This is a genomic window from Planctomyces sp. SH-PL14 (genome assembly GCF_001610835.1).
Lineage (GTDB): Bacteria > Planctomycetota > Planctomycetia > Planctomycetales > Planctomycetaceae > Planctomyces_A.
Map to the genome: position 1 here is coordinate 6738615 of NZ_CP011270.1, position 13213 is coordinate 6751827.

At 64.2% G+C, this 13213-nt stretch carries 9 protein-coding genes; 7 read left to right on the forward strand and 2 right to left on the reverse strand.

Annotated elements, in window-relative coordinates; genetic code table 11:
- Nucleotides 1–119 precede the first annotated feature (119 nt).
- The gene (locus VT03_RS25820; protein ID WP_075095668.1) at nt 120–482 is read left to right on the forward strand and encodes a cupin domain-containing protein; all 363 of its coding nucleotides are present in this window, start codon (nt 120–122) and stop codon (nt 480–482) included.
- Between the two features lie 357 nt (nt 483–839).
- On the opposite strand, the gene VT03_RS25825 is transcribed toward VT03_RS25820, so the two are convergent.
- Nucleotides 840–2045, reverse strand: coding sequence for a cofactor-independent phosphoglycerate mutase (locus tag VT03_RS25825; protein WP_075095669.1), 1206 nt, complete (start codon nt 2043–2045; stop codon nt 840–842).
- Nucleotides 2046–2380: 335 nt separating this feature from the next.
- Nucleotides 2381–3265 (reverse strand): thioredoxin domain-containing protein, encoded by an 885-nt coding sequence (locus VT03_RS25830; RefSeq protein WP_082846545.1) that lies wholly within the window; start codon nt 3263–3265, stop codon nt 2381–2383.
- A gap of 431 nt (nt 3266–3696) precedes the next feature.
- On the opposite strand from VT03_RS25830, the gene VT03_RS25835 reads away from it, so the two are divergent.
- The 6 genes from VT03_RS25835 to VT03_RS25860 all read left to right on the forward strand — a co-directional run bounded on the left by VT03_RS25835 (nt 3697) and on the right by VT03_RS25860 (nt 13156).
- Nucleotides 3697–5670, forward strand: coding sequence for a TolC family protein (locus VT03_RS25835; RefSeq protein WP_075095671.1), 1974 nt, complete (start codon nt 3697–3699; stop codon nt 5668–5670).
- A 57-nt stretch (nt 5671–5727) separates the two neighbouring features.
- Nucleotides 5728–6822 carry a Gfo/Idh/MocA family protein gene (locus tag VT03_RS25840; RefSeq protein ID WP_075095672.1) on the forward strand — a complete coding sequence of 365 codons (1095 nt, stop codon included), beginning with the start codon at nt 5728–5730 and terminating at the stop codon, nt 6820–6822.
- Between the two features lie 528 nt (nt 6823–7350).
- The gene (locus VT03_RS25845; protein WP_075095673.1) at nt 7351–8772 is read left to right on the forward strand and encodes a sulfatase; all 1422 of its coding nucleotides are present in this window, start codon (nt 7351–7353) and stop codon (nt 8770–8772) included.
- A 651-nt stretch (nt 8773–9423) separates the two neighbouring features.
- The gene (locus VT03_RS25850; RefSeq protein WP_197489085.1) at nt 9424–10488 is read left to right on the forward strand and encodes a DUF1559 domain-containing protein; all 1065 of its coding nucleotides are present in this window, start codon (nt 9424–9426) and stop codon (nt 10486–10488) included.
- 45 nt (nt 10489–10533) lie between these two features.
- Nucleotides 10534–11976, forward strand: a complete 1443-nt coding sequence (locus tag VT03_RS25855; protein ID WP_156514757.1) for a hypothetical protein — start codon at nt 10534–10536, stop codon at nt 11974–11976.
- 187 nt (nt 11977–12163) lie between these two features.
- Nucleotides 12164–13156, forward strand: coding sequence for a deoxyhypusine synthase family protein (locus VT03_RS25860; RefSeq protein WP_075095676.1), 993 nt, complete (start codon nt 12164–12166; stop codon nt 13154–13156).
- Nucleotides 13157–13213: the final 57 nt, after the last annotated feature.

Genomic DNA, 13213 nt, shown 5'->3' on the forward strand with positions numbered 1-13213 from the left:
GCGCTCCCTCGTTCGTTCCTGTGCGGCGGTGCTGTGAATCCGGAAGGCGTTTGTCGGTTACTCGCGGGACGCCGGATGAAGTACCGTTCGGCCACCGTTTCCTCAAGAGGATCTGCAGCATGCCGCGTCACATCCCGAAGCCGACCCGAATCGAAGCCGCCGGAACGCCGCCGAAGACGATCGAAGAGTTCGTGGGGCGGGTCAATTCCGCCACGGACTCCGTCAGCGTGGCCCGGATGGTGAGTCCTCAGGGTTGGAGTGAGCCGGGGCAGACGCCGGAGTTTGACGAGTACACGGTGGTCCTGAAGGGATGTCTCCGTGTGGAGCATCGCGGGGGAACGCTCGATGTCCGGGCGGGTGAGGCGGTGATCACGAATGGCGGTGAGTGGGTGCGGTACAGCAGTCCCGAGGCGGGCGGGGCGGAGTACATTGCGGTTTGTCTTCCGGCGTTCTCACCGGCGACGGTTCATCGGGATGCGTGATACCGCCCGGATCGCGTTCTTGCCGGCACGACTCGATAGCTCAAACCCAACGTGCCACGGCAGCCTGGGGTCAAGGGGGTCTCACCCCCTTGCCGCCGGAGGCACTTCCGTGAGGAACCGTGGTAGACAACGGATGTCCCCTTCGTGGAGCCAGCGTTGAGAACTCCCTCAAAATACACCGCCTGCGACGTAATCCCCGCGGGTTGGTGAGGGGGCATACGACACGGTGTCCGCGTTTGGACACGATCTCCTTCAGACAGCTCCCGACGAGACAGCCTCCGGCGGGCAAGGGGGCGTGGCCCCCTTGCATCCCCCACCAGGGTGCCCCTGGACCCGGTGGTAGGGCCTTGTGACTGCTCAGGCGAAGAAGCGGCCCATCAGGTCGTGACCGTGAATCAGGACATCCCCCGTCCCGGCCGCCGCAACTTCGTCGTACGTCCGCGCGCCATTATGACCAAAGCCCCGCCCGCACATCGTAAACGGCACAAACCCGTGGCTATGCGTCTTCGTCCGCAGGAACGTCGGATGGTCCGGCGACACCAGAATCCGATAGTCCCCCTGCTGCCGGAGATACTCGTGGACGGGACCGACGATCTTCTGGTCGATCTCCTCGAGCGCCTTCACCTTCTCTCTCACATGCCCCTCATGAGAGGCCTCGTCGGTCGCCTCGACATGCACGACGACGAAGTCCGCTCCGGCCTGGAGCGTCTGGATCGCATGCCGCCCCTTGGCGGCATAGTCGGTGTCGAGGTATCCCGTCGCCCCCGGAACTTCGACGACGCTCCACCCGAGGAGCCGCCCAATCCCGCGGAGCAGGTCCACCGCAGTAATGACTGCCCCCTGAACGCCGTACCGCTCCTTGAACGGCGTCAGCGACGGCGCCTTCCCCTGTCCCCAGAGCCAGATCTGCGTGGCAGGAAGGTCGCCGCGGGCGATCCGGGCCGCGTTGACCGGCGATTCAGCGAAGATCTTCTGACTCTTCTCCATCAGCGCCCGTAGGTCGCAGGCGCCGCTCCCCATCGGAAGGTGCTCGGCGACCGCCTGATCGGTGATGTCGTGCGGCGCGACGGTGTGGGTGTCGTCCGAGAACGGGGCCTTCCGGTCGCGAGGCCGGTAGAGCAGGAGATTGCGGTAGCTGACGCCGGCGTGGAATTTCCAGTACTCGTCGCCGCAGCAGGCCTTCTGCATCTCGGTGATGAGGGCGGCACCGTCGCTGTTCGAGATCTGCCCCGAGGTGAAACTCTTCATCCGGCCGTTCTCGACCGTGACGAGATTGCAGCGGATGGCCCAGTCGTCCGGTCCGAGGGCGATCCCCTGCGCGGCCGCTTCAAGCGGCGCCCGGCCGGTGTGGAAGACGAGCGGGTCGTAACCGAAGAGGCTCATCGTGCCGACGTCGCTCCCGGAGGGGAGGGACTCGGGGACGTTGTCGGTGAGGCCGGTCATCCCATGGCGGGCGATCTCGTCCATGTTCGGGACGGAAGCGGCTTGGAGCGGTGTCAAACCGCCGAGCTCCGGCTGGGGTTCGTCTGCGCAGCCATCCGGGATAATCAGCACCGACTTCATGAACGCTCACACCAATTCGGGAACGCGAAACGCCGTCGTGCTTCCGGTGGCAGACCGGGGCCCAAGCGGCGCGGCCCCTATGGTGGTTCATCGCGAGAGGGGAGGGAAGCGAGTCAATTTGAATTCAACAGGCCGCGCGACAGCACCGGCGCGGCGGTCCAATTCCCGACCGCCGCGATTCTCTCTGTGTTCCTCGGTGTTTCAAAATCCAGAGATTGAAACACCGAGGGCACGGAGAGGCACAGAGGTAGGAGGAGAGGGAAGAAGTTCGGGACGCCAACGAAAAAGCCCGCCGGAACCAAGGCTCCGACGGGCTGCATTCTTCGCTTCGGAATTCAGCGGGTCACGAATTCGATGTCCAGGACATCGAACACCACCCGCGTCCGGGCATACTTGTCCGGGCTCGTCTTGAATTTCTTCCGGTTGTCTTCATTCGTGAAGATATACAGCTCGTCGTCATAGAAGGCGGCAAAGCGGGTATCCCCCTTAATCGCCCGGTCGCTCTCGACCACCATGATCGGGTCGCACCCCATATACCGCGGGGCATACCGCTCAGGATTGTCCTTGAACTCCTTAAGCACTTCTTCATCCGCGAGGTAGTAGACCTGACCGCGGTGCTCAAACTTCAGCTCGCTGCTTCCCTTCACCCAGCGACGGTTCTTCCACAGCGTCACCGGGCAGTATCCCCCCAGCATCAGCCGGTCCTCCGCCGTCATCTGGGCCACCTTGGGAGATTCACGGTTCGCCTTCGCCAGGGCGTCCTGGTTCGCCTTCTGCTGCCGCTGAGCCAGCACTTCGGCATACCGGTTCGCGCCGCGAACGATAATCTCCCGACGGTATTCCTCCATCGGATGAAAACCCTGCGATTCCAGCAGCTGCGTCCCCGCTCCGCTCGGCTCGACGATGATGTCGGTCGGGAGCTTCTCGACGCCGAACCGCTTGGCCAGCTTAGGGTTCTGGTCAACGTCCAGCTTGACGGCCACCACCCGCTGCTGAATCTCCTGCTTCACCGAGGGCTGGTAGAGGACCTTGGCGTCCATCTGCTTACAGGGACCACACCACTCCGCATAGAAGTGGACCAGCAGCGGTTTGCCGGTCTGGGTCGCGATTTCCCGCGCCTTCTCAAAGTCGCTCATCCAAACCGAATCGTCGGCTCGGAGCGTGCCCGGGAGGGCAAACGCGAGAACAGTCCAGACACTCAGCAGCAACGTACTACGCATGACCAGGCGACTCCTGGTTGCGCGTCCGGATCGGATTTGACGAGGAAAATCCTCGCGACAGGACGTAGTCGAGGGGCGCGCAGGCCGTGTTTCCGATCCATGAGATCGACAGTCCCTCCGTGAATATCGGCGCAGAGGTTCTCTCCTGAACGAGGGCGATTGGATCCTTCCCGAAAGTCCCGACGACCGGGTTAGGAAGCTAACGGTTGTAGGGACAAGGGCCCGGAGTGCTAACTGAACGGCCTAGACCAGTTCGGGATATTCCTGAAATCGCGAAATTGTGAAATCTGGGGGATCCACGACGTCGCACGCTTGAGTTCGACGGGATGTTTTGTCCCGGCCCTGAGGTTTCCTTCATTCCTGACGGTCGCGTTGCCGAAGTTTTCTGCCAAGGGGCGGCGGATTCTCTTCTCCGACGGGCGTGATGCTTCATGGACCTCGGTCGTTCCAGGGACGGACAGGCTATTCGCTCAGCAGGCTCAGCCTGCTTTGGAGCGACCCTCGTCGCGTTCTGCGCCGCCGGGATCCTCCAGATCTCGGGCTGCGCCCGTTCCGCGGCGGACATCGTCCAGACCGGGGGAACGGCTGACTCCCCCTACGTCGAGGCCGCCACGCGGGTCGAATACCCGGAACTGGACGAGCCGATCCCGTCCGACCACTCCGCCCGGCGACCGCTGAGCCTCACTCTCGACGATCCGCTCCAGTATGAGGACATGACCCTCGAGCGGACGGTCCAGGTCGCCCTGCAGAACTCCAAGATCTTCCGCGACCTCGGCGGACTCGTGCTGCGGAGCCCCGCGGGAACGAGATCGACTATGGATCCGGCGGTCGTCGAGACCGACCCCCGCTTCGGGATCCAGGCGGCCATGTCGAACTTCGACGCGACGTTCGCCACGAGCCTGTTCTACGAGAACAACGACCGGGCCCTCAATAACGTCTTCTTCGGCGGGGGAACCCGCATCCTCCGGCAGCATGCGGCGGTCTTCCAGTCGGAGATCAACAAGCGGACCCCCTACGGCAGCGAATACTCGGTCCGCCACAACGTCAAATACGACGAGAACAACGCCCCCGGCAACGCGTTCTACTCCGCCTGGGAAGCGAACTTCGAGCTCGAATACCGCCAGTCGCTCCTCAAGGGGGGCGGGCTGGACTTCAACCGCATCGCCGGGGCGAGCCGGATTCCCGGCGTCTACACCGGCGTCCTGATCGCCCGGGCCAACGCCGACATCAGCCTCGCCGACTTCGAGCTGGCGTGCCGGGACTTCATCAGCGAAGTCGAGAACGGCTACTGGGACCTCTACTACGCCTACCGCGACCTCGACGCCAAGATCGCCGCCCGCAACTCCGCGCTCGAAACCTGGCGCCGCGTCGCGGCCCTCCAGGAAAAGGGACGGGTCGGCGGCGAGGCGGATAAAGAGGCGGAAGCCCGCGAACAGTTCTACCGTTTCCAGGAAGACGTCGAGAACACACTTGCCGGCCGCCTGACGGACGGAACCCGGGCCAACAACGGCACCGCGGGGGGAACCTTCCGGCCGACCGCCGGGGTTCAGGTCGCCGAGCGGCGGCTGCGGTATCTCATCGGCCTGCCGGTCACCGATGGCTCTCTGCTCCGCCCGGTCGACGAACCGCCGCGGGCCATGATCGTCTTCGACTGGGACATGTCGCTCAGCGAAGGCCTGACGAAGCGGACCGAGCTCCGCCGCCAGAAGTGGCTCGTCAAACGCCGCGAAATGGAGCTGCTTGCCAGCCGAAACTACCTCCTGCCGCAGCTCGACGCCGTCGCGCAGTACCGCATCCGCGGTCTCGGCGACGACCTCCTCGATCCGCAGCGCAGTCCCGACCCGTTCAATTCCGCCTATCAGAACCTGACCGGCGGCGACTACCAGGAATGGCAGTTCGGCGGCGAATTGTCGTTCCCCTTCGGAAACCGGCAGGGGCACGCCGCGGTGCGAAACGCTGAGTTCCTCCTCGCCCGTGAGCAGGCGGTCCTCCACGAGCAGGAAAAGCGGGTCGTCCACGACCTCAGCAACGCCATGGCCGATACGGAGCGGGCGTTCCGCGTCGTCCAGACGGTCTACAACCGCCGTTCGGCCGCCAAGGACCGCGTCTCCGCGCTGCAGGCCGCCTTCGAGGCGGACAAGGCTCCGCTGAACCTCGTCCTCGACGCTCAGCGGCGGCTCGCCGCGGCGGACAGCCACTACTACGACGCTCTCGTCGACTACGGCCTCAGCATCCGCAACATGCACTTCGAAAAGGGGACGCTCCTCGAATACGTCGGCGTCGCCCTGGCCGAAGGGCCGTGGCCGGAGATCGCCATCGAGGACGGCCGCGAGCGGCAGTCTCTCCGCGTGCCGGCCCGCTTCTCGCCGCCGCAGCGGACGATCGCGACTCCCGTTCCTCAGTAGCGGCAGGTATGTTCTCCTGAAGCCGCGCGCCGTCCGGCCGCCGCCCAGGAGAGACGGATGACGACAGGGTCTGGCTACGGCCTCAGCGCCGTGCCGAATGCTCAGGATCAGGCGGCCCCCGAACTCGCGTGGCGCCCCCCGCGGCCCCGTTCGTACTCGCCGGGGATCGCTCTCATCGGGGCAGGGGGAATCACAGAGTTCCACCTCGCCGCCTATCGCCGGATGGGCCTGCCGGTCCGGGTCATCGCCAACCGCTCTCTCGAACGGGCTGCCGCCCGCCGGGACCAGTTCTTCTCCGAGGCCGCGATCACCGACTCCTGGGAGACGGCGTTCCGTCATCCCGATGTCGAAGTGGTCGATATCGCGCTCCCGACGGAGGTCCGCGCGCCCGTCGTCGAGGCCGCGATCGCTGCCGGCAAACACGTCCTGAGCCAGAAGCCGTTTGCCGAAGACCTCGCGACGGCCCGCCGGCTGGCGGACCTCGCGGATCGCCAGGGAGTCCGGCTGGCGGTCAATCAGAACGGCCGCTGGGCTCCGCACTTTGCCTACCTGCGGAAGGCGGTGCAGGGAGGACTCGTCGGCGACGTCGCGACGATCGACGTCCAGCTCGCATTCGATCACTCGTGGACGGTCGGGACGCCGTTCGAAGAGGTGCCGCACCTCGTCCTCTTCGATTTCGGGATCCACTGGTTCGACATGGCCGCCACTCTGCTGGGCGGTCGGCCCGTCGAGACTGTCTCCGCTTCCGCCACGTGGGCCCGCCACCAGACGGCGCGGCCTCCCTTTCTCGCCTCCGCGCTTCTCCGCGGTCGGGACTTCGAAGTCCGGATGTCGTTCAACGCCGCCACGACCTACGGCCAGGTCGACCGGACCACCGTCGCCGGCTCGCTTGGGACGATCGTTTCGGAAGGCCCCAGCCTCTCGGTCCAGACCGTCCGCCTGACGACAGCCAGCGGAACCTCCTCCCCGGTCCTCGAAGGCTCGTGGTTCGAGAACGGCTTCGAAGGAGCCATGGGCGAACTGCTGTGCGCTCTCGAAGAGGGGCGGGAGCCGGAGAACTCCGCCCGGAACAACCTCACGACGCTGGCTCTCGCTTTCGCGGCGCGGGACAGCGCGGACCGCGACCTTCCGGTGGCTCTCTCCGACGGGTAGAGCCCTCAGCCGTCAGCTCAACGGACTGGGTGCATTCGCCGATTGGTGGTCGCCAAAGTTCGACCACCGGGTCCAGGGGCACCCTGGTCGGGGATGCAAGGGGACCTGTGTTGTTTTTCTGGCCCTTTGCCCGCCGGAGGCCTGGCCGTCGAGAGATGTCTGAAGGAGAGGGTGTCCAAGCACGGACAACGTGCCCGGATGCCCCCCTCACCAACTCGCGAGGATTGCAACACCAGCGGTGTGGTATGAGGGAGTCCTCAATGCCGGTCCTACAAAGGGGACATCCGTTGTTTCCCACGGTTCCTCATGGAAGTGCCTCCGGCGGCAAGGGGGCGTGGCCCCCTTGACCCCAGGCTGCCGTGGCAAGTTGGGTTCGAGCTATGGGCGCTGCGCCGGCAAGGACGCGGTTGGAGCCAGCGGGACAAGCCATCCCGTCCCAGCCACTCTGGAAACCGCACACCAAATTGACGGCCAGTCCGGGCCACGCGACACTGCCGGGAGCCTCTCCGATCCCCTTCGAGGGTCACTATGCGCCGCTTCGTAAGTGCTGTTCTGACGCTCTGTCTCGTCGCGGTCATCTCTCGACCCGCTGTTGCTGATGAGCCCAAAAAGAACGTCCTGTTCATCGTCTCGGACGACCTCAACTGCAGCCTCCACTGCTACGGCCATCCCAAGATCCAGTCGCCGAACATCGACCGCCTCGCCAGCCAGGGAGTCCGGTTCGATCACGCCTACTGCCAGTTCCCCCTCTGCAGCCCCAGCCGGTCGAGCTTTCTCACCGGGCTGCGGCCGTTTACCACGAAGGTCTTGACGAACCCCGGCCAGAAAGAGTCGCCCCATTTCCGGGAGGCGGTCCCGGACCACATCACGATGCCGCAGTGCTTCCGGCAGAACGGCTACTTCGTGGCCCGCGTCGGGAAGCTGTACCACTACAACGTCCCTAACGGGATCGGGACCGACGGCCTCGATGACCCCCCGTCGTGGGAGTACAAGTTCAACCCCAAGGGGCGGGACAAGGCGGAAGAGGACAAGATCTTTTCGCTCGTCCCGGGCCAGTTCGGCGGGACGGTGAGCTGGCTGGCCGCGGACGGCACCGACGAAGAGCAGACCGACGGCCTTGGCGCGACCGAAGCGATCCGCCTGCTGGAATCGAACAAGGACCGCCCGTTCTTCCTGGCGGTGGGACTCTACCGACCCCATACGCCCTACGTCGCTCCGAAGGCCTACTTTGACCGCTACCCCCTCGCGGAGATCGAGCTCCCGGCCCTGAGCGACCTCGACCGCAGCCGGACGCCGAAGCCCGCCTACGGGAGTGCGAAGAAAGACCAGGACGCGATGACGGACGATCAGCGGCGTCAGGCGATCCAGGCTTATTGGGCCAGCGTCACGTTCATGGACGCCCAGGTCGGGAGCATCCTCGACACCCTCGACCGTCTCAAGCTCCGCGACCGGACGATCGTCGTCTTCACGAGCGACCACGGCTACCACCTGGCCGACCACGGCCTGTGGCAGAAGCAGAGCCTCTTCGAGAATTCGGCCCGAGTCCCGCTCATCATTTCCGCCCCTGGCATGGCCGGAAACGCCAAGGGGGCCAGCACGATGGCCGAACTGATCGACATCTATCCGACGGTCGCGGACCTCTGCGGTCTTAAGGCTCCCGATTCACTGCAGGGGACCAGTCTCAAGGGAGCTCTGCAGGATCCCGAATATCAGGTGAAGAAGGCGGCCTTCACTCAGGTCCAGCGCGGGAAGAACCCGGGCTACAGCGTTCGGACCAAGAGCTACCGGTACATGGAGTGGGGGAACGGCGAGGAGCAGCTGTTCAACCTGGCGGACGACCCGCTGGAGGCCCGCAACCTGGCCGGCCTGCCGGAGAACGAGTCCGCCGTGCAGACCTTTCGGACGTTGATCGCCGACACGCTGAAGAAGGATGCGCCGGCCGGGGAATAGGCGAGCAGAGAGAGGCCATCTGCGGCTAGAGAGCTTGACGGGCCTGGCAACGACATCGTTGCGACGAGACTGGTGTCTCTCGATTTCGTGTAGGAGACACGTGCTTAGAACGTTTTTGGGCCATTATTCAGGTTGCCGGATTCTGGATGAAGCGGGCGAACTTGGGTGTTGACGGGTCGATGCCCGCATGTAGGATCACCGTCAACCCTTCATCATTGCGGTTCACCTTCTTCGGCCTTTTGTTCTCACGCTTTTCTCGCGCCAATCGCGCGGCAAGTTCAACCAACTTAGCGGGTCAACAGATGCGTGCATCCGTTGTTGTGCTTTTGCATCGTGTGTTTGTACTCGGAGCTGTTTCGATAGGGCTGTCCGGCTGTGGGAAGAGTGAGTCGGCGCCAGCGGTAGCACCCGGTCAGCCAACGGAACAGTCAGCGAGCAGTACCAGCGCCGTTCCGGCGCCGGCATCAAAGAAGTAGCAGGGCATTCGCGGTCACGGCATTATTGAGGCCTGTTTTCCCGATCTCGGGGCCAGCATTTGTACGGATGGTTAGCGGGGCTGCCCCGTCGGTTGTTCCGCGCGCGTTCTTGGGGCCGTCGCTCCCGGAGCTGTTGCAACTGCTTTTTTGCGTTTCAACTACTTGAGGCATGGAAATGCGATTCTCTCATCGGCAGCGGAGCGGATTCACTCTCATCGAGCTCCTGGTTGTCATCGCGATCATCGCGGTCCTGGTCGCCATTCTCCTTCCGGCTGTCCAGCAGGCCCGGGAAGCGGCCCGTTCGACGCAGTGCAAAAACAATATGAAGCAGATTGGAGTCGCGCTTCATAACTATCATGAAGCCTTCAATGTATTCCCCCCCGGTCAGATTCGCGGGCGCATCGCGTCGATCGATCGGGAGTTGGGCAACGGATTCAGCTGGGGGGCGATGATTCTCCCCCACATGGACCAGTCTGCACTCTATAACAAGCTGGACTTCGGCGTTCCCGTGTTTGAGGGAGTGAACAAGACAACGATTCTGGCGACCACCGGAATCAACGGGACGATTTGTCCGAGCGACGCCAACCGGACGCGGACTCGGAACGTCCATGCGGTTGGTAATACCAACTACATGGACTCGATTCCAAACACCAGCTATTTCGGGATCAGCGGGGCGTTCAACACCTGGAGCGATAGCACGAACGTCAACTTCTCCGGGGGCTTCTTCACGACCGATCCGGGACCGGAGTCGAGCCTCTCGAAAATTCCGGACGGGAGTACGAATACGATTGCCGTTGTGGAGCATTCCGCACGGATTTGGACCGGAGGCTCCTGGCTGGGAGTTCAAAACGCGACACAGGGGACGGCTTCGCCGGGGCCCGATGTGGCATGCTGCCAGAACTGGTGGATGATGTACGCGGTCTATCCGCCCACGAACGACCTGCGCAAGTATCCGACGCCGAGTGTTCACACGGACTATCGGGCTTCCAGCGATCACACCGGCGGATTGAACATCCTGATGGCGGACGGTTCGGTTCGCTTTCTCGGCGAAAACATCGAACATATCCTGGATACCACGGCCAATACGAGCTACCCCGCTGTCCACGGAGCGGGGTGCCTGTGGGTGACCGGTGGCTGTGCGGATGGGAACTTCACCGACAAGAATGCTCTCGGATCGCGGATGGGACTTTGGCAACGGCTCAATCACAAGAATGACGGCCTCGCTGTCGGAGAGTTCTGAAGCCGAGCAACTGGAACTGTCGGCGAGGCGGATTGAGAGGGGAGAGTGCTGGATCGTCGTCGGATGATCGGTTCGTCGCTGGCCGCGATGCTGTCCCTCGTCGCGACTGTTCCGGCGTGGCCCGCCCCCGCTTCCTCCCCGCCGGCGGACGGATTTCCTCCGCCGGGCGAGCGGCCCCCGGCCCGGCCGGACGGCGTCCAGGTCCTGAACCCCCGCGGACGGGTTCCGGTGAGCCTGATCATTGACGACAGCACGTGCCTGGTGAATCTGGCGCACTTCTGCATTCCGCACTTCGCCGAGGTGTACCCCGACCGCTACCGGCAGGACTGGAGAAAGCTGCCGCGGGAGATCCCGGACACCTTCGTCCGCTCGTTCGGCGAGTGGTGCCGCGAGCACGGGGTCAAAGGGAAGTACAGCGTCGTGCCGTATCCCGCCTGCGTGGGCTGGGTCGATCGGGACATGCCGGGCTGGTCCCGCCGCGAACTGCTCGACAGCCTCAAGCTCATCCGCGAGTTTCTGATGGTCGACTGGGACATCCATCCGGAGATGGTGACCCACACCTTTGCGATCGACACCAAGACCGGGCGGCCGTATCCGGATCGGACCGATCCCTTTCTGGAGAACACGGGCTTCAGTGTCGGAAAGAGCGCCGACGAGCTCGCGGACTACATGGGTTACGCCCTGCGGATCTTGAAGAACGCCGGGATGACGTGCGAAGGGGTGACGACGCCGGGCGGGTTTGGCAACCGCAACCGGCTGAACCTCGCGATCGGTGCCGGCGAGGCGATCCGCGACGTCTTCGGAGCGGAGGTACCGCACTACTTCCGCTACCTGTTCACCGACGAGCAGAGCGTCGCCCCCCGTGTCGAGAATGCCGCGGGGCTCGGAACCGACGATCCACGGTGCGTCGTCTCGATCATCGGCTGCACCGGGGACTGGTTCGGAGGCTGGGACGGGCTGGAGAAGGGGACAGTCGACCAATTCATTACGGCGGACCTGCGAGGCGGACGGCTTCCGCAGGTAATTGACCGGGGCGAGCCGGCGGTCCTCGTCTGTCATTGGCCGGGGCTCTATTTCAACGGCGAGCACTACGGCTTCCACGTCTTTCAGGAGGTCGTTCGCCGGCTTCATGCCCGCTATGACCATCTGGTCTGGATGAAGCTCAGTGAGCTGTCGCGGTACTGGGCGGCCCGCGAACTGACCGCCATCGCAGCGGATCCGCCGGCGAAGGAAGCGGGGGCGGAAAAGGGGGCCGCCGCGGGCTGGAGATTCCGGGCCCCTTTTTCCTGTCCGGCCTTCACGGTCCGGCTTCCGGGGGAAACCAGGAAAAACCCGGTGGTGGCCTTCCGGGGCGAGAAGACCACCTTGCGGCGCGTCGATCGCGCGTGGGATCTGACCGGCGGGGCATGGCGGCCGGTTGAGGGGGGACTGGAGCTTTGCTTCGACCTTTCGAAGGGGGAGTCGTCCGTCTCGATCGAGGGCGACTGAATGCCGCGTGATGGTGGCGCGGGGAATTGATTGGACAAAATGCTTCAAACGCGGAACACTGCGGCTGCAATCGACGCCGACAGATCGAGTTCTGTTGATCGATGATCGCGAATCGGCACTTGGGGAGAACCGAACGCCCGGACTGGCGCTTGGAATTCGCGCCAAGGGTTTAGGATGGGGGGGCACGATGAGCAGCCGACAATCCGTTGGCGGACCGATCACTCAGTTCATTACGCATCACTACCGACATTTCAACGCCGCAGCCCTGGTGGATGCGGCGCGTGGGTACGAAGCGCATCTCGCCTCGGGCGGGAAGATGATGGTCACGCTGGCCGGCGCGATGAGCACGGCCGAACTCGGATTGTCGCTGGCGGAACTCATCCGGCAGGACAAGGTGCATCTCATCTCATGCACCGGGGCCAACCTGGAAGAGGACGTCTTCAACCTCGTCGCCCACAACCACTACGAGCGGGTCCCCCACTACCGCCATCTCTCCAAGCAGGACGAGCAGGCGCTGCTGGACCGGCACCTCAACCGCGTCACCGACACCTGCATCCCCGAGGGGGAAGCGATGCGCCGCATGGAGTCGGCGATGCTTGAGGTGTGGGGGGCGGCCGACAAGGAAGGGCAGCGGTTCTTCCCGCACGAGTTCTTCTACAAGGTGCTCCTCTCCGGCAAGTACAAGGAGCATTACGAGATCGATCCCAAGGACTCCTGGATGCTCGCCGCGGCGGAGAAGAACCTCCCCATCATCGTGCCGGGCTGGGAAGACTCGACCCTGGGGAACATGTTCGCAGCGGCGGTCCTCCGCGGCGAGATCAAGAACGTCCACACGGTCCGGACCGGGATCGAGTACATGACGTGGCTGGCGGAGTACTACACCCAGACCACCAAGAAGACTTCGCTCGGGATGTTTCAGATCGGCGGCGGGATCGCCGGCGACTTCCCGATCTGCGTCGTCCCGATGCTGCACCAGGACCTCCAGCGGGACAACGTGCCGTTGTGGGGGTACTTCTGCCAGATCAGCGACTCGACGACGAGCTACGGCAGCTACAGCGGCGCGGTCCCGAACGAGAAGATCACCTGGGGAAAGCTCGGGGCGGAGACGCCGAGCTACATCATCGAGTCGGACGCCACGATCGTCGCGCCGCTGATCTTCGCCTACCTGCTCGGTTGGTGAAGACCGCGGTCCTCGGGCCTAGCGCTGTGCGCGGGCGGCTGGTGCTTTCACCGCCGC

What these genes read in the sequence shown, in the direction of transcription:
- VT03_RS25830 (WP_082846545.1), bottom strand. Translation starts at nt 3,265, where the DNA reads ATGCGTAGTACGTTGCTGCTGAGTGTCTGGACTGTTCTCGCGTTTGCC.
- VT03_RS25860 (WP_075095676.1), top strand. Translation starts at nt 12,164, where the DNA reads ATGAGCAGCCGACAATCCGTTGGCGGACCGATCACTCAGTTCATTACG.
- VT03_RS25840 (WP_075095672.1), top strand. Translation starts at nt 5,728, where the DNA reads ATGACGACAGGGTCTGGCTACGGCCTCAGCGCCGTGCCGAATGCTCAG.
- VT03_RS25825 (WP_075095669.1), bottom strand. Translation starts at nt 2,045, where the DNA reads ATGAAGTCGGTGCTGATTATCCCGGATGGCTGCGCAGACGAACCCCAG.
- VT03_RS25850 (WP_197489085.1), top strand. Translation starts at nt 9,424, where the DNA reads ATGCGATTCTCTCATCGGCAGCGGAGCGGATTCACTCTCATCGAGCTC.
- VT03_RS25835 (WP_075095671.1), top strand. Translation starts at nt 3,697, where the DNA reads ATGGACCTCGGTCGTTCCAGGGACGGACAGGCTATTCGCTCAGCAGGC.
- VT03_RS25820 (WP_075095668.1), top strand. Translation starts at nt 120, where the DNA reads ATGCCGCGTCACATCCCGAAGCCGACCCGAATCGAAGCCGCCGGAACG.
- VT03_RS25845 (WP_075095673.1), top strand. Translation starts at nt 7,351, where the DNA reads ATGCGCCGCTTCGTAAGTGCTGTTCTGACGCTCTGTCTCGTCGCGGTC.